The sequence below is a fragment of the Pseudomonas lini genome (assembly GCF_001042905.1).
Classification (GTDB): Bacteria; Pseudomonadota; Gammaproteobacteria; order Pseudomonadales; family Pseudomonadaceae; genus Aquipseudomonas; species Aquipseudomonas lini.
Map to the genome: position 1 here is coordinate 196,270 of NZ_JYLB01000006.1, position 21,935 is coordinate 218,204.

General features: G+C 60.1%; 21 protein-coding genes, 1 other RNA gene and 1 pseudogene. 15 read left to right on the forward strand and 8 right to left on the reverse strand.

Annotated features, from left to right (window positions below):
- Positions 1-95 precede the first annotated feature (95 nt).
- The 3 genes from ubiD (at position 96) to TU81_RS19105 (ending at position 3,408) form a co-directional block, all read left to right on the forward strand.
- Positions 96-1,562, forward strand: a complete 1,467-nt coding sequence (ubiD, locus tag TU81_RS19095) for a 4-hydroxy-3-polyprenylbenzoate decarboxylase (RefSeq protein WP_007899385.1) — start codon at positions 96-98, stop codon at positions 1,560-1,562.
- Complete coding sequence (locus tag TU81_RS19100) at positions 1,562-2,530, forward strand: CDP-6-deoxy-delta-3,4-glucoseen reductase (protein ID WP_048396295.1); 969 nt, start codon at positions 1,562-1,564, stop codon at positions 2,528-2,530. The genes ubiD and TU81_RS19100 overlap by 1 nt, the downstream gene beginning before the upstream one ends.
- A gap of 209 nt (positions 2,531-2,739) precedes the next feature.
- Positions 2,740-3,408 (forward strand): gamma-glutamylcyclotransferase, encoded by a 669-nt coding sequence (locus TU81_RS19105; protein ID WP_038980835.1) that lies wholly within the window; start codon positions 2,740-2,742, stop codon positions 3,406-3,408.
- On the opposite strand, the gene glpT is transcribed toward TU81_RS19105, so the two are convergent.
- Together glpT and TU81_RS19115 are read right to left on the reverse strand one after the other, a co-directional pair.
- Complete coding sequence (gene glpT, locus TU81_RS19110) at positions 3,384-4,733, reverse strand: glycerol-3-phosphate transporter (protein ID WP_007899392.1); 1,350 nt, start codon at positions 4,731-4,733, stop codon at positions 3,384-3,386. The two genes, TU81_RS19105 and glpT, sit on opposite strands and share 25 nt — an antisense overlap.
- A 220-nt stretch (positions 4,734-4,953) precedes the next feature.
- Positions 4,954-5,931, reverse strand: a complete 978-nt coding sequence (locus TU81_RS19115; RefSeq protein ID WP_048396296.1) for an NADPH:quinone oxidoreductase family protein — start codon at positions 5,929-5,931, stop codon at positions 4,954-4,956.
- A 150-nt stretch (positions 5,932-6,081) separates the two neighbouring features.
- Here TU81_RS19115 and TU81_RS19120 point away from each other — a divergent pair, with 150 nt between their 5' ends.
- Positions 6,082-6,489, forward strand: a complete 408-nt coding sequence (locus TU81_RS19120) for a flagellar basal body-associated protein FliL (RefSeq protein ID WP_038980837.1) — start codon at positions 6,082-6,084, stop codon at positions 6,487-6,489.
- 106 nt (positions 6,490-6,595) lie between these two features.
- Here the strand turns inward: TU81_RS19120 and TU81_RS19125 are convergent, their stop codons facing one another.
- The gene (locus TU81_RS19125; protein ID WP_048396297.1) at positions 6,596-7,045 is read right to left on the reverse strand and encodes an EVE domain-containing protein; all 450 of its coding nucleotides are present in this window, start codon (positions 7,043-7,045) and stop codon (positions 6,596-6,598) included.
- Between the two features lie 200 nt (positions 7,046-7,245).
- Here TU81_RS19125 and TU81_RS30510 point away from each other — a divergent pair, with 200 nt between their 5' ends.
- Complete coding sequence (locus tag TU81_RS30510; protein WP_088500339.1) at positions 7,246-7,395, forward strand: hypothetical protein; 150 nt, start codon at positions 7,246-7,248, stop codon at positions 7,393-7,395.
- A gap of 35 nt (positions 7,396-7,430) precedes the next feature.
- Here the strand turns inward: TU81_RS30510 and TU81_RS19130 are convergent, their stop codons facing one another.
- The 4 genes from TU81_RS19130 to TU81_RS19140 form a co-directional block, all read right to left on the reverse strand.
- Entirely contained in the window at positions 7,431-8,036 is a 606-nt protein-coding gene (locus TU81_RS19130) for a 5-formyltetrahydrofolate cyclo-ligase (RefSeq protein ID WP_048396298.1), read from the reverse strand.
- An 85-nt stretch (positions 8,037-8,121) separates the two neighbouring features.
- A non-coding RNA gene (ssrS, locus tag TU81_RS29695) (6S RNA) lies at positions 8,122-8,300 on the reverse strand.
- A 30-nt stretch (positions 8,301-8,330) separates the two neighbouring features.
- On the reverse strand, positions 8,331-8,648 hold the full coding sequence (locus TU81_RS19135; protein WP_007899404.1) for a cell division protein ZapA: 318 nt from the start codon (positions 8,646-8,648) through the stop codon (positions 8,331-8,333).
- The gene (locus TU81_RS19140) at positions 8,645-8,854 is read right to left on the reverse strand and encodes a TIGR02449 family protein (RefSeq protein ID WP_007899405.1); all 210 of its coding nucleotides are present in this window, start codon (positions 8,852-8,854) and stop codon (positions 8,645-8,647) included. The genes TU81_RS19135 and TU81_RS19140 overlap by 4 nt, the downstream gene beginning before the upstream one ends.
- Before the next feature lie 267 nt (positions 8,855-9,121).
- Here TU81_RS19140 and TU81_RS19145 point away from each other — a divergent pair, with 267 nt between their 5' ends.
- From TU81_RS19145 to gcvP, 10 genes and pseudogenes are all read left to right on the forward strand, one after another.
- Positions 9,122-9,676 carry a YecA/YgfB family protein gene (locus tag TU81_RS19145; protein WP_048396299.1) on the forward strand — a complete coding sequence of 185 codons (555 nt, stop codon included), beginning with the start codon at positions 9,122-9,124 and terminating at the stop codon, positions 9,674-9,676.
- 27 nt (positions 9,677-9,703) lie between these two features.
- On the forward strand, positions 9,704-11,038 hold the full coding sequence (gene pepP / locus TU81_RS19150; protein WP_048396300.1) for a Xaa-Pro aminopeptidase: 1,335 nt from the start codon (positions 9,704-9,706) through the stop codon (positions 11,036-11,038).
- A complete protein-coding gene (gene ubiH, locus TU81_RS19155; protein ID WP_048396301.1) occupies positions 11,035-12,222 on the forward strand; it encodes a 2-octaprenyl-6-methoxyphenyl hydroxylase in 1,188 nt (395 codons plus the stop codon). The genes pepP and ubiH overlap by 4 nt, the downstream gene beginning before the upstream one ends.
- Before the next feature lie 10 nt (positions 12,223-12,232).
- Positions 12,233-12,328, forward strand: a pseudogene (locus tag TU81_RS29700) (tetrameric acyl-CoA thioesterase); the annotation flags it as partial.
- A gap of 9 nt (positions 12,329-12,337) precedes the next feature.
- The gene (locus TU81_RS19160; protein WP_167344825.1) at positions 12,338-13,555 is read left to right on the forward strand and encodes a 2-octaprenyl-3-methyl-6-methoxy-1,4-benzoquinol hydroxylase; all 1,218 of its coding nucleotides are present in this window, start codon (positions 12,338-12,340) and stop codon (positions 13,553-13,555) included.
- A gap of 246 nt (positions 13,556-13,801) precedes the next feature.
- On the forward strand, positions 13,802-14,806 hold the full coding sequence (locus TU81_RS19165; protein ID WP_048396303.1) for an extracellular solute-binding protein: 1,005 nt from the start codon (positions 13,802-13,804) through the stop codon (positions 14,804-14,806).
- Positions 14,807-14,983: 177 nt separating this feature from the next.
- Positions 14,984-16,600 (forward strand): ABC transporter permease, encoded by a 1,617-nt coding sequence (locus TU81_RS19170; protein ID WP_038980848.1) that lies wholly within the window; start codon positions 14,984-14,986, stop codon positions 16,598-16,600.
- A 156-nt stretch (positions 16,601-16,756) separates the two neighbouring features.
- Positions 16,757-17,839: a glycine cleavage system aminomethyltransferase GcvT gene (gene gcvT / locus TU81_RS19175; protein ID WP_038980850.1), complete on the forward strand. Its 1,083-nt coding sequence runs from the start codon at positions 16,757-16,759 to the stop codon at positions 17,837-17,839.
- 50 nt (positions 17,840-17,889) lie between these two features.
- Positions 17,890-18,273 (forward strand): glycine cleavage system protein GcvH, encoded by a 384-nt coding sequence (gene gcvH, locus TU81_RS19180; RefSeq protein WP_048396304.1) that lies wholly within the window; start codon positions 17,890-17,892, stop codon positions 18,271-18,273.
- A 196-nt stretch (positions 18,274-18,469) separates the two neighbouring features.
- The gene (gene gcvP, locus TU81_RS19185; protein ID WP_048396305.1) at positions 18,470-21,343 is read left to right on the forward strand and encodes an aminomethyl-transferring glycine dehydrogenase; all 2,874 of its coding nucleotides are present in this window, start codon (positions 18,470-18,472) and stop codon (positions 21,341-21,343) included.
- Positions 21,344-21,491: 148 nt separating this feature from the next.
- Here gcvP and TU81_RS19190 read toward each other — a convergent pair whose 3' ends face one another.
- Complete coding sequence (locus TU81_RS19190; protein ID WP_007899427.1) at positions 21,492-21,812, reverse strand: DUF2388 domain-containing protein; 321 nt, start codon at positions 21,810-21,812, stop codon at positions 21,492-21,494.
- Between the last annotated feature and the right edge of the window lie 123 nt (positions 21,813-21,935).

Consider the following 21,935-nt stretch of genomic DNA (forward strand, 5'->3'; position numbering starts at 1 on the left):
TTTGCTATCTGATTTTTGATGTTCGTGGTTCTGAATAGAGGGGTTCGGCGCTAAACTGCCTGCCCCGAACGCCACGGCCAACACGAGGCTCACGCATGCAGTATCGCGACTTGCGCGACTTTATCAGCGGCCTGGAAAAGCGCGGCGAACTCAAGCGCATCCAGGTTCCAGTGTCCCCAGTGCTCGAAATGACCGAGGTCTGCGATCGCACGTTGCGCGCCAAGGGCCCTGCGCTGCTTTTCGAAAACCCTACCGGTTATGACATTCCAGTACTCGGCAATCTGTTCGGCACTCCCGAGCGCGTGGCGCTGGGCATGGGCGCAGAAGCGGTCAGCGAGTTGCGCGAAATCGGCAAGCTGTTGGCGTTCCTCAAGGAGCCCGAGCCGCCGAAGGGCCTGAAGGACGCCTGGTCCAAGCTGCCGATCTTCCGCAAGATCATTGCCATGGCGCCGAAAGTCGTCAAAGACGCGGTGTGCCAGGAAGTGGTCATTGAAGGCGACGATGTCGATCTGGCGATGTTGCCGGTACAGACCTGCTGGCCGGGTGACGTCGGCCCGCTGATCACTTGGGGTCTGACCGTCACCAAGGGGCCGAACAAGGATCGCCAGAACCTCGGCATCTACCGTCAGCAAGTGATCGGCCGCAACAAGGTGATCATGCGCTGGTTGAGCCACCGTGGCGGCGCGCTGGACTACCGTGAGTGGTGCGAGAAACACCCCGGCCAGCCGTTCCCGGTGTCTGTGGCTCTGGGCGCTGACCCGGCAACCATTCTTGGCGCCGTGACGCCGGTGCCGGACAGCCTCTCCGAATATGCTTTCGCCGGTCTGTTGCGCGGCAATCGCACCGAACTGGTGAAGTGCCGCGGCAACGATCTGCAGGTACCGGCCACCGCCGAGATCATCCTCGAAGGCGTGATCCATCCGGGCGAAATGGCCGACGAAGGCCCGTATGGCGACCACACCGGCTACTACAACGAAGTCGACAGCTTCCCGGTGTTTACCGTCGAACGCATTACCCATCGGATCAAACCGATCTACCACAGCACCTACACGGGTCGTCCACCGGATGAGCCGGCGATTCTCGGCGTGGCGCTGAATGAAGTGTTCGTGCCGATCCTGCAAAAGCAGTTTCCGGAGATCACCGACTTCTACCTGCCGCCCGAAGGCTGTTCGTACCGCATGGCCATCGTGACCATGAAGAAGTCGTATCCCGGCCATGCCAAGCGGGTAATGCTCGGTGTCTGGTCGTTTTTGCGACAGTTCATGTACACCAAGTTCGTTATCGTCACCGACGACGATATCAACGCACGGGACTGGAACGACGTGATCTGGGCCATCACCACGCGCATGGACCCCAAGCGTGACACGGTGATGATCGACAACACGCCGATCGACTACCTGGACTTCGCCTCGCCGGTCTCCGGCTTGGGCTCGAAGATGGGGCTCGATGCCACGCATAAATGGCCAGGCGAAACCACTCGCGAGTGGGGCCGGGTTATCGTCAAGGATGAAGCCGTTACCCAACGGATCGATGCCATCTGGAATCAGTTAGGAATAGATTGATGCGTGTAACCTTGCAGCCCTCCGGAGCAGTGCTAGAGATTCTGCCCGGCGAGCGTATTCTCGATGGCGCGCGGCGCCTGGGCTATGAATGCCCGCAAAGCTGTCGCAACGGCAATTGCCATGTGTGCGGCGCGTTGCTGGTGGAAGGGCGGGTCGAACAAGCCGGCGATGTGCGCGACCATGGCGAGTTCTACACTTGCATTGCAGAGCCGCTGGAAGACTGCATCGTGCTGTGGGATGGCGTGCTCGCGCGGGGAGAATTGCCGGTGCGCAGCGTGTCGTGTCAGGTCATTGAATGCAGGGACGTCGGCGGCGATACCTGGCGCGTTCGTCTGCGTGCGCCTGCGGGCAAGCCGCCGCGCTATCACGCCGGTCAGTACCTGATGATCGAGCGTGAGAACGGCGAGAAATCCGCCTTCTCCCTGGCCTCTGCACCGCATTCCGGCCGCGATCTGGAAATTCACGTACTGGCGCGCGAAAGCAGTGCGCTGAGCCTGATCGAGCAGCTGCAGCGCAACCCGATGGTGCGCATCGAACTGCCGTTCGGCGATACCCATCTGGCGGAACTGCCGGACGGTCCACTGGTACTGATCGCTGCCGGTACCGGCATGGGCCAGATCCACAGCCTGATCGAACATTGCCGGGCCACGGGGTTCAAGCATCCGGTGCATCTGTATTGGGGCGTGCGTCGTCCCGAAGACTTTTATGGCATTGAGCATTGGGACGAATGGTTGAAATTGCCCAATCTGTATCTGCATAAAGTCGTCAGCGATCAATGCGGCTGGGGAGGGCGCTGCGGCATGTTGCATGAGGCGGTGTGTGAAGATTTCCCTGATCTGAAAGCCCTGCACGTCTACGCCAGCGGCTCTCCGGCGATGGTCTATGGCACGCTGGATGCGCTGGTCGAAGCGGGGATGGATGCCCATCAAATGCGCGCGGACGTTTTCGCTTACGCGCCCCGATCTTGATCCCCGATTTTAAATCGTTATAACTCTCCATATAGCCGATCGGTATTTATAGATTTATATAAATGCCGGTAGGTTATATCTCATTCAGGCAATACGTTTTGAACTCCGCCATGGCACTTAAATTGCCTTAAGACATATGTGCCTTATTGTTACAGCGGTGCGTTCTATTAAGTAATTCTTTACCCGCGGGGAGCTGAACGCTATTCGCCATGAGCGCCATTGAATCTGCTTTTTTGAATCTGGCTTACCCTCCGCGGCTCGATCTGGGGCCGCAGCTCACGCACGAACAATTACTCGGCTCAATGCAGGCGACCATGGCGCGCCACAAGGGTGGGCCGGTCTGGCTGTTTGCTTATGGTTCGCTGATCTGGCGCCCTGAATGTGCGGCGGTTGAGCGGGTGCGCGGGCGTGTGCATGGCTACCATCGCGGTTTATACCTGTGGTCCCACGAACATCGCGGTACGCCGGAAGTGCCCGGGCTGGTGTTTGGCCTGGATCGTGGCGGCTCATGCAGCGGGTTTGCCTATCGCTTGCCTGAAGAACAACTCGAAGCTTCGCTTTATGCACTCTGGCAGCGTGAAATGCCATTTCCGTCCTATCGCCCACATTGGCTTAACTGCCGTCTCGAAGACGGAAGTCAGGTTCAGGCATTGGGATTCGTTTTGGAGCGGCACCTGCCCAGCTATGCCGGCAACTTGCCGGATCATGTGCTGAGCCAGGTGTTCGAAAGCGCTTGCGGGCGTTACGGCACCACTCGCGAGTATGTCGAGCAGACCGCTCACGCCCTGCGTAGCCACGCCATGCCAGACCGTAATCTGGAGGCGCGGCTCAAGCGCTGCAAATCAAAGGCCGATCAGGCGATCGCTTCGCGGCTCTGACTGGCGACTTGCTTGTGCCACAGCGTTGGCGCAAGGAAGGCCATCGCCAGCAGGCATGCGCCGATCAGCAAGACGAAACCGCCGTCCCAGCCGAAGTGGTCCACGGTGTAGCCCATCGCTGCACTGGCCGCGACTGAACCACCCAGATAACCGAACAACCCCGTGAAGCCTGCTGCAGTCCCGGCGGCTTTCTTCGGCGCCAGTTCCAGCGCTTGCAGACCGATCAGCATCACCGGGCCGTAGATCAGGAAGCCGATCGAGACGAGCGCGATCATGTCGACGGTCGGGTTGCCGGCCGGGTTAAGCCAGTAAACCAATGTCGCCACGGTCACCAGCGCCATGAACACCATGCCGGTCAGGCCACGGTTGCCACGGAAGATCTTGTCCGACATCCAGCCGCACAGCAGCGTGCCCGGGATCCCCGCCCACTCGTAGAAGAAATACGCCCACGAGGTTTTGTCCACGGTGAAGCCTTTGGCTTCCTTGAGGTAGGTCGGTGCCCAGTCCAGCACGCCGTAACGCAGCAGGTAGACGAAGACGTTGGCCATGGCGATGTACCAGAGCATTTTGTTGCGCAGCACGTACTTGACGAAGATTTCCTTGGCGCTGAATTCCTCTTCGTGGCTGGCGTCGTAGCCTTCCGGGTAGTCGTTCTTGTACTTCTCGATTGGCGGCAGGCCCACCGACTGTGGCGTGTCGCGCATGGTCATGAAGGCAAACACCGCCACTGCCAGAGCCACCGCCGCCGGTACGTAGAACGCGGCGTGCCAATCGTTGAACAGGCCCATGCCGAGCAGGAACAGCGGGCCGATCAGGCCGCCGCCGACGTTGTGTGCCACGTTCCACACAGACACCACGCCACCGCGCTCCTTCTGTGACCACCAGTGCACCATGGTTCGGCCACTCGGCGGCCAGCCCATGCCCTGGGCCCAGCCGTTGATGAACAGCAGGATGAACATCATGGTCACGCTGGACGTTGCCCAAGGCGCGAAGCCGAAAACGAACATCACGCCGGCCGACACCAACAGGCCAAACGGCAGGAAGTAGCGCGGGTTGGAGCGGTCAGACACCAGGCCCATGAGGAACTTCGACAGGCCGTAGGAAATCGCAATCGCCGACATTGCCAGGCCCAGTTGGCCACGGGTGTAGCCCTCGTCGATCAGGTACGGCATGGCCAGGGAGAAGTTCTTGCGCAGCAGGTAGTAACCCGCATAGCCGATGAAAATCCCGGCGAAGATCTGCCAGCGAAGGCGTCGGTAGGTGCTGTCTATTTTTTCTTCAGGCAATGGAGCCTGATGTGCGGCAGGACGAAAGAAAGCAAACATTCAAGAGCTCCAGATTTCTTGTTTTGACTGCGGATGCGAATGTTACAGTTTCGTTACCGAAAATAGCACCGGTTCACATTGGTCAAACAGGGGAAATGTTGGAGGTCGCATGTTCTTTTATGAACATGTCGCTCAGGTATAAATGAAGGGCGGTATGGGGATGGCGGAACCGGGTCGCAGGGTTGCGACCCGGTATAGGTAAATCAGGTCAGGTAAACAATCAGCGAACCTGAACCACCACTTTCCCGACCGCCTTGCGCTGGCCAAGATCATTGATGGCCTGCGCCGCATTGCTCAGCGGATACACCTGCGACACCAGCGGTTTCAACTTGCCCTCGGCAAACCAGCCAAACAGTTGCTGGAAGTTCGCCGCGTTGTCCTGTGGCTGGCGTTGGGCGAAGGAGCCCCAGAACACGCCGACCACCGCTGCGCCTTTGAGTAGCGCCAGATTCACTGGCAGCTCAGGGATTCGTCCGCTGGCGAAACCGACTACCAAAAGGCGGCCGTTCCAGGCAATGGCGCGGATGGCTTGGTCGAACAGGTCGCCGCCCACCGGATCGTAGATCACGTCAGCGCCCTGGCCGTCGGTCAGGCGTTTGATCTCGTCCTTGAGGCTGGTTTCGCTGTAGTTGATCAACTCATCGGCGCCGGCGGCCTTGGCCACCGCGAGTTTTTCCGCGCTGCTGGCGGCGGCTATAACGCGGGCGCCCATGGCTTTGCCGATTTCCACCGCTGCGAGGCCGACACCACCGGAAGCGCCGAGCACCAGCAACGTTTCGCCGGGTTGCAGGTTGCCCCGTTGCTTGAGAGCGTGCATCGAAGTGCCGTAGGTCATGCTGAATGCAGCGGCGGTGTTGAAGTCCATCGATGGCGGGATCGGCAACACGTTGTAGCCCGGCACCGCGACTTGCTCGGCGAAGCTGCCCCAACCAGTCAGGGCCATGACCCGGTCGCCAACCTTGAGGTGGCTGACCTTCTCGCCCACGGCGCTGACCACGCCGGCCGCTTCGCCACCCGGAGAAAACGGGAAGGGCGGTTTGAACTGGTATTTACCCTCGATGATCAACGTGTCCGGGAAATTCACCCCGGCCGCGTGCACGTCCAGCAGGATTTCATTCTTCTTCGCGACAGGACTGGCGACGTCTTCCAGCACCAGCGATTCGGCAGGGCCGAAGGCTTTGCTCAGCACGGCTTTCATCAGGGCTATTCCTTTGGGAGTGATGGCCGATAAGTGTAGGTGTGTGAGTCATTGGGTCAACGAGCATGCCCGACCCTGATAGTCAGCCATAAGCTTGTGCTTGAGCGGCGGGTCGTTATGCTTGGCCGCAAACCGGATAAGGAGCGAATTGTGAAAGCGTGGATCATGTTGTTGCTGGCCCTGTCTCTGCCTGTGGCAGCGATGGCCGAAGAAGCCAAAGAAGGTGAAGCCCCGAAGGTCAATTACATCACCCTGAGCCCGCCATTCGTGGGCAACTATGGGCTGGACGGCACGCCGAAGCTCAAGGTCTATAAGGCCGATGTGGCGTTGCGGGTGACTGGCGAAGAGGCGACCAAAGCGGTGAAGGCCAACGAGCCTTTGATCCGCAATCAGTTGGTGGCGTTGTTTGCGCAGCAGACTACTGAAGCCATGAACAACGTCGAAGCCAAGGAAAAGCTGCGTCAGGAAGCCTTGAAGCAGACCCAGCAAGTGATGAACGACGAAACCGGCAAGCCGGTGGTTGAGGATTTGTTGTTCAACAACCTCATTATCCAGTGAGTCTTGTATTGTCTGATTGATTGCCAAGATCGCAGCCTTCGGCAGCTCCTACGCCGAACGAGTTTCCCTGTAGGAGTTGCCGAAGGCTGCGATCTTTTAACGATTTTCAACGTAATGCAATCACCGCCGCCCACTGCTCCACCGTCACTGGCATTACCGACAGTCGCGAGCCTTTCTGCACCAGTGGCATCTCGGCCAGTGCCGTTTGCTGTTTCAGATAATCCAGCTTCAGCACCTTGGAAAACGTCTCGACATGCGCAACATCGATCGCAGTCCAGGCGTTTTTCTCGGCAGTGGCCTTCGGGTCGAAGTAATGACTCTCAGGCTCCAGCGCCGTCGGGTCCGGGTACGCGGCTTCGACAATCTTGCCGATCCCGGCAATTCCCGGCTCCGGGCAGCTGGAGTGATAGAAGAAAAACTCGTCACCCACTGCCATGGCCCGCAGGAAATTACGCGCCTGGTAGTTGCGAACCCCGTCCCAGCGCGCTCGGCCAAGCTTCTGCAGGTCTTTGATCGAGAGTTCGTCGGGCTCGGATTTCATCAGCCAATAGGCCATGGTTTTGCTCCTTGCGAGGTGAGTGGGCAAGCGGTCGGGCAATTTTATGACAAACCGACGGTCGGTTGACGCCAGCGTTTGCGTGTCGGTTCACGTTGTCGCAAAATGCCGGCCTTCTAAGCTTGACGCTGCTGCACGGCCTACACCTACAACGGAAACCGCTGCTGTCATCGTGTTGATGTGCCTTTGGGGGGCAATCGATGAAACGCAAACCGGATTTACTATGGATTTTGGTAATTTTATTCGGCCTTGGTGTCGTGACCACCGGCTATGCCCAAAGCCTGTGGAACAACAAACCCGATGCTCCCATCGAGATCGCACAGCAACAGCCGTCGGCCTTCAAGCGCTGAACCTGTCTTTTGGGCGCCGCTGATTTCAGTGGCGTCTAGTCCGCGAAATACCACGCCTTGTCCGTGACCGTTCCCTGCAGCGGCACATCCCAGCTCGCCTGAGCCAATCGTTGAACCTTCTGACATTCATGGGCCAAGCCCAGCAGCGTCGGCTTGCGCCAGTTTTTGCGACGCGCCAGGTACGCCAGGCTCCGGTCGTAGAAACCACCGCCCATTCCCAGGCGTCCGCCAACATCGTCAAACCCCACCAGCGGCAACAACACTAGGTCCAGCGCCCAGACTTTGCGTTGTCGGGCGATATTGTGCCGAGGTTCGGGGATGCGAAAGCGGTTGGGTTTGAACTTTTCGCCGGGACGAATCCGCTGGAACACCATTTTGGTTCGCGGCCAGGCACTGAGCACCGGCAGATAAATCGCCTTGCCCCGACGTTGCGCGGCACGCATCAGCAGGCGCGGATCGATTTCACCGTCGTTGGGCAGGTACAGAGAGATGTGTTTTGCGCGGCGGAACAGCGGGTGCTGGGCCAATTGCTTATACAGCCCGCGAGAGGCCTCGCGCTGCTGACTGGGGGTCAGTGCGCGGCGGGCCTTGCGCAGCATGCGTCGAAGTTGCGGGCGGGGCAGCAGCGCAGGTTCGGTCATGGATTCATGCTTCGGAAGTGCGAGTACTAAAGCGTACCCGTAAAAAAGCCGATGCCGGTAATTAAACCGGCATCGGACTGGAATCAGGCTCCCCGGATGAACCGCTGTCGACTTAGCCCTTGAACCCGAAAGTTCAAGGTGGAAGATGCAGTAGGCTTTAAGGCTTTCCGTCTAGCGGACATGCACACCAGCCCAACGTGCAACCTCCAGGGTAGTGCGAATCGGCTCAGGGACGTCGTCAACTGGCAAGCACCCCAGGGAGTGATGCGAGTATACCCCAAGCGGTCACGCGAATCAGCCCTTGGTGACATCCGGATCGGTCGACAGCACCAGATCGACGCGGTCCAGCAGGTCGCGAACCTGCTCTCGGGTCGAGCCGCTGGCCTGTACATCCGGGCGTTCTTCCTTGTGCAGAAGATCGTGCGTAATGTTCAGCGCGGCCATCACGGCGATGCGGTCGGCGCCGATGACTTTGCCGCTGCTGCGGATTTCGCGCATCTTGCCGTCCAGGTAACGGGCAGCGCTCACCAGGTTGCTGCGCTCTTCCTGGGGGCAGATGATCGAATATTCTTTGTCGAGGATCTGCACGGTAACGCTATTGCTTGAACTCATGAGTCTTGCTCCAGGGCCTTGAGGCGCGAAATCATCGATTCGACCTTACGCCGGGCGATTTCATTTTTTTCAATGAGGTGCGCGCGTTCCTCGCGCCAGCTCTTTTCCTGAGCTAATAGGAGTCCATTCTGACTCTTTAGTTGCTCGACTCGAGTAATTAGCAGTTCGAGTCTGGCCATCAGCGCTTGCAGGTCGGTGTCTTCCATTGTGTCCACTGGTTGTGTCTGATGGGTGGCAGGCTCTGTACAAAACTGCCTGCGCGTCGATCATGCTGCGTTAAAAACAGGCTCGCAATGCTCATGTAGGGCCCTACACTCCGCTTGCTCGCCTGTTTTTGCCTTGCCTGATCGCCGCTCGGCGAGTTTTCGTACAGGCCTGGCTGGCGGACAGCCTTTAATAGTCTTGGCGAGTCTGTCGATGTAGGATACAAGGCCTTCATTCTAGACATAGCGCCGTCTGGCGCCTAGCTGCCCATGCCCATTCAGAATTCTCCGTACCAAGCCTTTGCCAGCCTGCTGAGCACCAGCGGCCATCCCGTCTCGCCTGCCGAACTGCACGGCCTGTTGCTCGGTCGCAGTTGCGCCGGTGCCGGCTTCGAAGCCGACAGCTGGTTGGCCGATGCCGCCGAGCTGCTCGAAGGCGAGCCGCAAGACAACGTTCGCAACGCCTTGATCGGCCTGCAAGAGATGGTCAAGGGCGAGCTTACCAGCGACGACATGACCGTTGTTCTGCTGCTGCCGACTGACGACGCGCCGCTCACCGAGCGTGCGGCTGCACTGGGCCAGTGGTGCCAGGGCTTCCTTACCGGCTTCGGTCTGACCCGCCGCGAATATGCCTTGAGCACTGAAGCCACCGAAGTGCTGCAGGATCTGGCCGCCATTGCCCAGGTGCAAGACGCGCTGGAAGAGTCCGACGACGGCGAAAGCGACTACATGGAAGTGATGGAGTACCTGCGCGTCGCTCCGTTGCTGCTGTTCACCGAAACCAAGAAAACCGACGAAGCGGCTGCCAAACCGTCGTTGCATTAATCGCGTGCCAGGGAAAGCCATCTGCCCATGATTCATATCCCGAAATCGGAATACAGCCGTCGCCGCAAGGCGCTGATGGCGCAGATGGAACCCAACAGCATCGCCATCCTGCCCGCCGCCGCGGTGGCCATCCGCAACCGCGATGTCGAGCACGTCTACCGTCAGGACAGCGACTTCCAGTACCTCAGCGGTTTCCCCGAGCCTCAAGCCGTCATCGTCTTGATGCCCGGCCGTGAGCACGGCGAATACGTGCTGTTTTGCCGGGAACGTAATGCCGAACGGGAATTGTGGGACGGCCTGCGCGCCGGCCAGGAAGGCGCGATCCGTGACTTCGGCGCCGACGACGCATTCCCCATCACCGACATTGACGACATTCTGCCGGGCTTGATCGAAGGCCGCGACCGGGTGTACTCGGCCATGGGCAGTAACCCCGAATTCGATCGGCACCTGATGGACTGGATCAACGTGATCCGCTCTAAAGCGCACCTCGGCGCCCAGCCGCCGAACGAATTCGTTGCCCTGGATCATCTGCTTCACGACATGCGCCTGTATAAATCGGCGGCAGAAGTGAAGGTGATGCGCGAAGCTGCGCGGATTTCCGCCCAGGCACATATTCGTGCGATGCAGGCCAGCCGTGCCGGTTTGCATGAGTTCAGTCTTGAAGCCGAGCTCGATTACGAGTTCCGCAAGGGCGGGGCGAAGATGCCGGCGTACGGGTCGATCGTCGCGGCGGGGCGCAACAGCTGCATCCTGCACTACCAGCAGAATGACGCGGTGCTCAAGGACGGCGATCTGGTGCTGATCGACGCCGGTTGCGAGATCGACTGCTACGCCAGCGACATCACCCGCACCTGGCCGGTCAACGGCAAGTATTCACCGGAGCAGAAGGCGATTTACGAGTTGGTGCTGGCTTCCCAGGAAGCGGCGTTTGCCGAAATCGCGCCGAACAAACACTGGAATCAGGCGCACGAAGCCACGGTCCGGGTGATTACCGCCGGTCTGGTGAAGTTGGGCCTGTTGCAGGGCGACGTCGACGAGTTGATCGCCAGCGAAGCCTATAAAGCGTTTTACATGCACCGCGCCGGCCACTGGCTGGGCATGGATGTGCACGATGTCGGCGAATACAAGGTCGGCGGCGAATGGCGCGTGCTGGAAGTCGGCATGGCGCTGACGGTCGAGCCGGGCATTTACATTGCTCCGAACAACCAGAACGTAGCGAAGAAATGGCGCGGCATTGGCGTGCGAATCGAGGACGACGTGGTGGTCACCAAAACCGGTTGTGAAATCCTGACTAACGGCGTGCCGAAAACGGTCGCCGAAATCGAGGCCTTGATGGCCGCCGCACGGACACAAGCGGCATGAGTCGAGTCAATCTGGCAATCATCGGTGGTGGTTTGGTCGGCGCCAGCCTGGCGTTGGCATTACAGGCAGGGGCCAAGGCCCGTGGCTGGAAGATCGTGCTGATCGAACCGTTTGCCCCCGGTCACACCTACCAGCCGAGCTATGACGCCCGTTCTTCGGCGTTGTCCTTCGGCGCCCGGCAGATTTATCAACGGTTGGGTGTGTGGCAGGAAATCTCCCGCCGCGCCGAGCCGATCAAGCAGATTCATGTCTCCGACCGTGGACGTTTCTCCACCGCGCGACTGTCGGCGATGGAAGAGGGCGTTCCGGCGCTGGGTTATGTGGTGGAAAACGCCTGGCTCGGCCAATGCCTTTGGCAAGGTCTGGACAAGGACGTGGTCGGTTGGCGGTGCCCGGCGGAAGTCACCGGCATGGAGCCCCTGACCGACGGCTATCGCCTGACGCTCGACGATGAAACCCTGCTGGAATGCGACCTTGCGGTGCTCGCTGATGGCGGCCGTTCCGGCTTGCGTGAGCAACTGGGGATCGGCATCAAGAAACGCCCGTACAACCAGAGCGCGCTGATCGCCAACATCACCCCCAGCGAAGCGCACAACGGCATGGCCTTCGAGCGTTTCACCGACGATGGCCCGATGGCCTTGCTGCCGTTGCCGGACAATCGCTGCGCGTTGGTCTGGACCCGTCTGGGTATGGATGCGCAACGGCTTGCAGCCCTTGATGACCGCAGCTTTCTCGGCGAGTTGCAGGGCATCTTCGGTTATCGCCTTGGCACGCTGAAACAGGTCGGCGCACGGCATTTGTATCCGCTGTCGCTGATCGAAGCCGAGGAACAAGTCCGCCCGCATCTGGCGATTCTCGGCAACGCTGCTCATAGCCTGCATCCGATTGCCGGGCAAGGGTTCAACCTGTCGTTGCGTGACGCCCAGGCGCTGGCCGACAATTTATTGGGCAGCGAGACATCGCCCGGCGATTTCGCCACCTTGCAGGCCTATCGCGAGCGTCAGCGTCTGGACCAGAGCCTGACCGTGGGTTTTTCCGATCAGGTCACCCGCTTGTTCGGCAGCACCCAGCCACTGGTTTCCCTGGGCCGCAACATTGGGCTGCTCGGCCTCGATCTGTTGCCGCCGGCCAAGCGCTGGTTCGCTCGACAGGCCATGGGCCTGGGTACGCGTCCCGATGTTTAAGAGGGCGTATCTGCAAGTCGATATTCACGACGGCACCGGCACTTTGGTGACGCGGGTCGGAAAAACCCTTTACGTGCGGCTCAAGCCGCAAGCGAGACAGGCTTAAAGCATGGAAATGCGCGCAGATCTGCTGATTGTCGGGGCCGGAATGGTCGGCAGTGCCCTGGCGCTGGCGTTACAAAACAGTGGGCTCGAAGTCCTGCTGCTGGACGGTAGCCCCCTGAGCGTCAAACCCTTCGATGGGCAGGCTCCGTTCGAACCTCGAGTGAGTGCCTTGTCGGCGGCCAGCCAGCGAATACTTGAACGCCTGGGCGTCTGGGATGGCGTTGTCAGCCGGCGCAGTAGTCCGTACACCGACATGCACGTCTGGGATGGCAGCGGCACCGGGCAGATCCATTTCTCGGCGACCAGTGTCCATGCCGAAGTGCTCGGGCATATCGTCGAGAACCGCGTGGTTCAGGACGCTTTGCTCGATCGACTGCACGACTGCGATCTCGGGATGCTGGCCAATGCGCGTTTGGAGCAGATGCGCCGCTCCGGTGACGACTGGCTGCTGACCCTGGCCGACGGTCGAACCTTGCGAGCGCCTTTGGTAATTGCGGCGGATGGCGCCAACTCGGCCGTTCGGCGCCTGACCGGCGTTGCGACTCGCGAGTGGGATTACATGCACCACGCGATCGTTACCAGTGTGCGCAGCTCAAAACCTCATCAAATGACCGCGTGGCAGCGCTTCACCGACAATGGCCCGCTGGCGTTTCTGCCGCTGGAGCGGGACGGTCAACAGGATTGGTGCTCGATCGTCTGGTCGACCACGCCGAGCGAAGCCGAACGCCTGATGGCGCTGGACGACGAAGGCTTCTGCAAGGAGCTGGAACGGGCCTTCGAGGGTTGCCTCGGCACAGTGCTCAGCGTCGACCCGCGTTTGTGCGTGCCGCTGCGTCAGCGTCATGCCAAGCGGTATGTGGCTGAAGGCCTGGCGCTGATCGGCGACGCGGCCCACACCATCCATCCTCTGGCCGGGCAGGGCGTTAACCTCGGTTTCCTCGATGCCGCGGTGCTGGCCGAAGTGCTGCTACAAGCGGCTGCGCGGGGTGAGCGGTTGGCGGATGTGAAAGTGCTCAGTCGCTATGAGCGTCGGCGCATGCCCCACAACCTGGCGTTGATGGCGGCGATGGAAGGGTTCGAGCGGTTGTTCCAGGCCGATCCGTTGCCGGTGCGTTGGTTGCGCAATACCGGGTTGAAGATGGTCGATCAGATGCCCGAGGCCAAGGCGTTGTTCGTGCGCGAAGCGCTTGGGTTGATCGGGGATCTGCCGGCGTTGGCCAAGGCTTGAGATCTTCGTTGGGGCTGATGGCCTCTTCGCGGGCAAGCCTCGCTCCTACAGGTATTGAGTCAATCGCGACATTGGCGAACGACACAAAACCTGTAGGAGCGAGGCTTGCCCGCGAAGGCGTCGGTACATCCACCACCAATCCCAGCTGTGCAACATCTGGTAACGCCTCAATCCACTGTTCGATTGAGAAGCGAAATGTGAGTCCTTATCATTTGGCCTCACTTCCCCATTCGAGAGACTGCTTCCATGTTGGCACCCAAGCGTCTACTGACTGCACTGGCCCTGACCCTGATTGGCAGCACCGCCGCCCAGGCCGCCGACGAGGTGGTGGTTTACTCCTCGCGTATCGATGAGCTGATCAAGCCAGTCTTCGATGCCTACACCCAGAAAACCGGCGTGCAGGTGAAGTTCATCACCGACAAGGAAGCGCCGCTGATGCAGCGGATCAAGGCCGAGGGCGAAAATGCCACCGCCGACCTGCTGCTGACCGTCGATGCCGGCAACCTCTGGCAGGCCGAACAGATGGGCATCCTCCAGCCGTTCACTTCCAAGGTGATCGACGCCAACATCCCATTGCAATACCGCGCTTCCTCCCATGCCTGGACCGGCCTGAGCCTGCGGGCGCGGACCATCGCCTACTCCACCGATCGGGTGAAACCCGGTGAACTGACCACCTACGAAGCGCTGGCCGACAAGCAGTGGGAAGGTCGCCTGTGCCTGCGCACGGCGAAGAAGGTCTACAACCAGTCCCTGACCGCCACCATGATCGAAGTCCATGGCGCCGAAAAAACCGAGAAGATCCTCAAGGGCTGGGTCAACAACCTGTCCACCGATGTGTTCTCCGATGACATTGCCGTGCTGGAGGCGATCAACGCCGGCCAGTGCGACGTCGGCATCGTCAATACTTACTACTACGGCCGTCTGCACAAACAGAAGCCAGACCTGCCGGTGAAACTGTTCTGGCCGAATCAGGGCGACCGTGGCGTGCACGTCAACCTGTCGGGCATCGGCCTGACCAAACACGCTCCACACCCGGAAGCCGCCAAGGCGCTGGTGGAATGGATGACCACGCCTGAAGCGCAGAAGATTTTCGCTGACGTGAACCAGGAATTCCCGGCCAACCCGGCAGTGGCTCCTTCGGAAGAAGTCGCGGCCTGGGGCAAGTTCGTTGCCGATACCCTGCCGGTGGAAGTGGCTGGCAAGCGTCAGGCTGAAGCGATCCGGATGATGGATCGGGCTGGCTGGAACTGAGTCTGTCGATATACTGCGCCACAGAATCAAGTCGGCGGCGTTCCAGCCGGCCTGATCGTTCCCACGCTCTGCGTGGGAATGCATCCACCGACGCTCCGCGTCGAGGCGTGACGCAGAGCGTCACAAGATGTGTGCCCACGCAGAGCGTGGGCACAATCATTTAAACGAGAGCTTTCTTTGGCCCACCCCGCCCAACGCCGCTGGTATCCCTTGGTCTTCGCCATTGCTGCGCTGGTCCTGCTGCCCCTGAGTGTCCTGCTTCTTTCCTGGCAAACCATCGATCAGCAGATCTGGTCCCACCTGTGGGAAACCCAGATGCCCCGGCTGCTGGGCAATACCCTCACGCTGGTCCTCGGCGTCGGTTTCGGCGTAACGCTGCTGGGCGTCAGCCTGGCCTGGCTCACCAGCCTCTGTGAATTCCCCGGGCGGCGTTGGCTGGACTGGGCGTTGATGCTGCCCTTTGCGATTCCTGCTTACGTGCTGGCATTTGTTTTCGTCGGCCTGCTGGATTTCGCCGGCCCCGTGCAAACCTTGCTGCGCGAATGGTTCGGCAGCGGCCTGAGGCTGCCGCGAGTGCGCTCCACCGGCGGTGTGATTCTGGTGCTGGTGCTGGTTTTCTATCCGTACGTTTACCTGTTGGCGCGTAGCGCATTCCTGGCTCAGGGCAAAGGCTTGATGGAAGCAGCGCGAGTCCTTGGGCAATCCCCATGGCAGGCATTCTGGCGAGTGGCGTTACCGATGGCACGTCCGGCCATCGGCGCGGGAGTGGCGTTGGCGCTGATGGAAACCCTGGCGGATTTCGGTGCGGTGTCGGTGTTCAACTTCGATACATTCACCACCGCCATCTACAAAACCTGGTACGGCTTTTTCAGTCTTTCCACGGCCGCGCAACTGGCCAGCCTGTTGCTGTTGGTGGTGATGGTCGTGCTGTATGGCGAGCGCCGTGCCCGCGGGGCCCACCGGGCGAGCAACGAACGGCCACGGGTCAAGGCGTTGTATCACCTGCGCGGGGTCAAGGCGCTGGCGGCCATGAGCTGGTGCGGTCTGGTATTCGCCTGCGCCTTCGTCATTCCTGTGCTGCAACTGATGGTGTGGTTTTGGCAACGCGGGCGCTTCGATCTGGATGAGCGTTATACCGGATTGATCATCCATACCTTGTACCTGGGCGGCATGGCGGCGTTGATCACCGTCAGTGTCGCTCTGGTACTGGCCTTTGCCCGTCGATTGGCGCCGACCCGGGCGATCCGTTCCGGCATCAGTCTGGCCAACCTTGGCTACGCCTTGCCGGGCTCGGTGCTGGCGGTGTCGATCATGCTGGCGTTCAGTTACCTGGATCGCGAGCTGGTGATCCCGCTGTCGGGATGGCTTGGCGGCGCGGGCAAACCGTTGCTGCTGGGCAGTCTGTCGGCGTTGTTGCTGGCCTATCTGGTGCGTTTTATCGCGGTGGCCTATGGACCGCTTGAAAGCAGCCTGGCGCGAATACGGCCATCTTTGCCCGAAGCAGCACGTAGCCTTGGCGTCAGTGGGCCACGACTGTTTTTCAAAGTGTATCTGCCGCTGCTGCTGCCGGGCACGTTGAGCGCGGCGTTGCTGGTGTTCGTCGATGTGCTCAAGGAAATGCCCGCAACCCTGCTGATGCGCCCGTTTGGCTGGGACACGCTGGCGGTGCGGATCTTTGAAATGACCAGCGAGGGCGAGTGGGCGAGGGCCTCGTTGCCAGCACTGACGCTGGTTTTGGTCGGGCTGTTACCGGTCATCGGATTGATCCGACGTTCAGCGCATCGAAACACGTAGGTGTCAGTCCTACACCTTGCGGCTACAATGCGCGGCATTCGGTGCGGTCCGTCTTTCAGACCGGGTCGCTGAAACGGCTGAAAGCCTTTTATTTCAAGGCATTTCACCCCGTACAGCGCCTGTCCGCACCTTCGCCACGCCCGGAAGGAGAAACCCATGGGACAGCGTACGCCTCTGTATGACCTTCATCTCGCCCTCGGCGCGAAGATGGTCGATTTTGGCGGTTGGGATATGCCTCTGCATTACGGCTCGCAGGTCGAGGAACACCATCAGGTGCGCCGCGATTGCGGGGTTTTCGATGTATCCCACATGACCGTGATCGATGTTGACGGCCCCCAGGCCAAGGCCTGGCTTCAGTATTTACTGGCCAATGACGTCGAACGCCTGCACAGCCCCGGCCGTGCCCTGTACAGCGCCATGCTCAACGAGCAGGGCGGCATCGTCGACGACATGATCGTCTACCGTCTCGAGGACGGTTATCGCCTGGTGGTCAACGCCTCCACCCGCAATCAGGATTTGGCCTGGATGCAGGCGCATCTCGGTGACTTCGAGGTGCAGCTCAACGAGCGCTCCGAGTTGGCGATGCTGGCCATTCAAGGGCCTCACGCCCGGCACAAGATTGCCGAACTGGTGACTCAGTCCCGTGGCACGCTGATTCAGCAGCTCAAATATTTCGAAGGTCAGACCGACGGTGACTGGTTCATCGCGCGCACCGGTTACACCGGTGAGGATGGTCTGGAAATCGTGCTGCCGGCCGATCAGGCACCGGGCTTCTTCAACGATCTGGTGGGCGCGGGTATTTCCCCGATCGGCCTCGGCGCCCGCGATACCTTGCGTGTCGAAGCCGGCATGAACCTCTACGGTCAGGACATCCATCAAGAAGTTTCGCCATTGGCCTCCAACATGGCCTGGAGCATTGCCTGGGAACCGGCCACGCGCCAGTTCATCGGCCGCACTGCCCTGGAAGCCGAACAGGCCGATGGCGTGCAGCACAAATTGGTGGGTCTGGTCCTGGAAGAACGTGGAGTGTTACGGGCGCATCAAGTGGTTCGCATCGCCGATGTTGGCGAAGGGGAGATCACCAGTGGTAGTTTCTCTCCTACGCTTAGCAAGTCGATTGCACTGGCGCGCGTGCCGGTGGCCACCGCCGACCGCGCTGAAGTGGAAATCCGTGGCAAGTGGTACCCGGTTCGAGTGGTCAAACCGACCTTCGTACGCCACGGCAAAACCTTGATCTAACTTTTTTTGGCGGGCAATGACCGCTGACATTTTTCTTGAGGACACAGAACATGAGCGAAATCCCTGTCGACCTGCGTTTTGCCGAAAGTCACGAATGGGCCCGTCTAGACCATGATGGCGGCGTGAAAGTGGGTATTTCAGACCATGCTCAGGAAGCCTTGGGTGACGTAGTGTTCGTTGAACTGCCGGAAATCGGCAAAGTGTTCGCTGCCGGTGAGGCTGCGGGTGTAGTGGAATCGGTCAAGGCTGCGTCCGATATCTACTCGCCAGTCTCCGGCAAAGTCATTGCTGTCAATGAAGAATTGGCCAACAGCCCGGAACTGGTCAACAGCGCGCCTTATGACAGCTGGTTCTTCAAACTCGAGCCAAGCGATACCTCTGAACTGAACAACCTGCTCGACCCGGTAGCCTACAAGGCTGCCATCGGCGAGTAATGCTCGCCCCGTAGGAGCTGCCGAAGGCTGCGATCTTTTGATCTTGTTTTAAGAATCAAAGTCAAAAGATCGCAGCCTTCGGCAGCTCCTACATCGTTTACATACGACTCCTTCTTTAAGGCACTGTGACAGCGACTGCTATGCTGGTTTGACCGCATTGCATCGACGCCGAGCGCCAGTCAAGAGAGAGCCCGTCATGTCCCAGTTGCCGTCCTTGAGCCAGTTACGCGACCCTAATACTTTCCTGCGCCGCCACTTGGGCCCCGATGCCGCCGAGCAGCAGGCGATGCTCGACAGCCTTGGTCTTGGCAGCCGGGTCGAACTGATCGAGCAGACGGTGCCGCCTGGAATACGCCTCAACCGGCCACTGGACTTGCCGCCGGCCCTCGACGAAGAAGCCGCGCTGGCCAAGCTGCGGGGCTACGCCGAGCAGAACCAGGTCTGGACCAGCCTGATCGGCATGGGATACCACGGCACCCTCACGCCGGCCGTCATCCTGCGCAACGTGCTGGAAAATCCCGGTTGGTACACTGCCTATACGCCCTATCAACCAGAGATCGCCCAAGGCCGGCTCGAAGCGTTGCTGAATTTCCAGCAGCTGACCATCGACCTGACCGGCCTGGAACTGGCCAACGCCTCACTGCTGGATGAAGCCACGGCGGCAGCCGAGGCCATGGCTCTGGCCAAACGTGTGGCCAAATCCAGAAGTAACCTGTTTTTCGTCGATGAGAATTGCCACTCGCAGACCATTTCCGTGGTGCGGACCCGGGCCGAAGGGTTCGGTTTCGAGCTGATCGTCGACGCTGTGGATAACTTGAAACAGCACCGGGTGTTCGGCGCGCTGCTGCAATATCCCGACACCCATGGCGAAGTGCGCGATCTGCGTCCATTGATCGATCATCTGCATGCCCAGCAAGCCTTGGCCTGTGTGGCGACCGATCTGCTAAGCCTGCTGTTGCTGACCCCGCCGGGGGCGTTGGGTGCCGACGTGGTGTTCGGTTCGTCCCAGCGATTCGGCGTGCCCATGGGCTACGGCGGCCCGCACGCGGCGTTTTTTGCCAGTCGCGACGAATACAAGCGGGCGATTCCCGGGCGGATCATCGGCGTATCGAAAGATGCTCGCGGCAACGTCGCCCTGCGCATGGCCCTGCAAACCCGCGAGCAACATATCCGCCGGGAGAAGGCCAACTCGAACATTTGCACCGCTCAGGTGCTGCTGGCCAATATCGCCAGTTTCTACGCGGTCTACCACGGTCCAGAGGGGCTCAAACGAATTGCCCAACGCGTTCATCGGCTAACCTGCATCCTCGCTGCCGGCCTGGAGCGTCACGGCATTACGCGTCTCAACCAACACTTCTTCGACACCCTGACCCTGGAGGTCGGTGGCACTCAGACGGCGATCATTGAAAGTGCCCAGGCGGCGCAGATCAATTTGCGCATTCTCGGCCGTGGACAGCTCGGCCTCAGTCTCGACGAAACCTGTGACGAAACCACCGTGGCGAAGCTGTTCGATGTGTTTCTCGGTGCCGATCATGGGCTTAACGTCGATGACTTGGACGCTGAAGCGCTGGCATCCGGCATTCCTGCCGGGTTGCAGCGCAGTACGCCTTATCTGCGTCATCCGGTGTTCAACGCTCATCACAGCGAAACCGAAATGCTGCGTTATCTCAAGCAGCTGGAAAACAAAGACCTGGCGCTCAACCAATCGATGATTCCGCTGGGCTCCTGCACCATGAAGCTCAACGCTACCAGCGAGATGATCCCCATCACTTGGCCGCAGTTCGCCAACCTGCATCCGTTCGTGCCAAAAGAGCAGGTGGTGGGTTATTCCTTGATGATCGAGGAACTGGAGCGCTGGCTCTGCGCGATCACCGGTTTCGATGCGATCTGCATGCAACCCAACTCGGGTGCTCAGGGCGAATACGCCGGGTTGCTGGCGATTCGCAAATATCACGAGAGCCGCCACCAGGGCGCGCGGGATATCTGCCTGATCCCGTCCTCGGCCCACGGCACCAACCCGGCCTCGGCGCAAATGGCCGGGATGCGGGTGGTGATCGTCGAGTGCGACGAGGGGGGTAATGTCGATCTGAATGATCTGAAGGAAAAGGCCACGGAGGCGGGGGATAAACTCGCCTGCCTGATGGCGACCTATCCTTCGACTCACGGGGTCTACGAGGAAGGTATCAGCGAGATCTGTGAAGTTATCCACAGCCACGGCGGTCAGGTGTACATGGATGGCGCCAACCTGAATGCGCAGGTTGGATTGGCACGGCCGGCCGACATCGGTGCCGACGTGTCGCACATGAACCTGCACAAAACCTTCTGCATTCCCCACGGCGGTGGCGGACCGGGGATGGGCCCGATCGGCGTTCGGGCACATCTGGCGCCATTCGTCGCCAATCACCCGGTGGTGCCGATCGACGGTCCGCTGCCGGAGAACGGCGCGGTGAGCGCGGCACCTTGGGGCAGCGCAAGCATTCTGCCCATCAGCTGGATGTACATCGCCATGATGGGGCCGCAACTGGCGGATGCGAGCGAGGTGGCGATTCTCGCCGCGAATTACCTGGCGCAGCATTTGGCCGGTGCGTTTCCAGTGCTCTACACCGGGCGCAACGAGCGAGTGGCCCACGAATGCATTCTCGACTTGCGACCGCTCAAGGCGCAGACCGGAATCAGTGAAGAGGACGTTGCCAAGCGCCTGATGGACTATGGCTTCCATGCGCCGACCATGTCGTTCCCGGTGCCGGGGACGTTGATGGTCGAACCGACCGAGAGTGAGTCGAAGGCGGAACTGGACCGTTTTATCGGCGCGATGCTGAGTATTCGCGCGGAAATCACCGAGGTGCAGAACGGCAACTGGCCGGCAGAGGACAACCCGCTGAAGCGTTCGCCGCATACCTTGGCTGACATCACCGGGGTTTGGGAGCGCCCGTACAGCATTGAGCAGGCGGTGACGCCGGATGCGCACACCAAGGCCCATAAGTACTGGCCGGTGGTGAACCGTGTGGACAATGTCTACGGTGACCGTAATCTGTTTTGCGCGTGTGTGCCGGTGGACGAATACCGTTGAAGTACCAGGCCCTGTAGGAGCGAGGCTTGCCCGCGAAGGCGTCCTCAAGAATGCCAAAAGCTTCGCGGGCAAGCCTCGCTCCTACAGGGTTTTGCGTCAGGCAAAAAAATACCGCTCATGTGAGCGGCATTTTGTTGAGCAACGAACCTTATTTCGAGGCGATGGCATTCTTCGCCAGGATTGCGTTCGCCAGTTCCATGTCTGTGGCTTGCAGGCCAGGGTTATCGGCGCGGACCTTCTGCATCGCGGCTTCCAGGTACGGCCCGCGAATAGCGCCGTCACTGGCGACAAAGCTGCCGGCGTCGTCCTGGGCGGCGACGACCAGCTTGTGATCCCTTGAGGTCAGGTAGGACGTACCGGTGGTGGCACCGGACGTAAGGACGTTACGCAAAAAGCTGTCATCAGCCATCGCCGAACCGACTTGAAGGGACAACACGGCGAAGGTAGCGACAGCAAGTTTGAGACGCATAAAAGGTGACTCCACTGGGTTTTAACTGCGGGCTTTGATTGCCAATAACCCAATCGAGTTCCGTGACGTTAGTCGGCTCGCCGCAGGCTGCGATCTTTTGATTTTCGCTTTTAAAAACAAGAT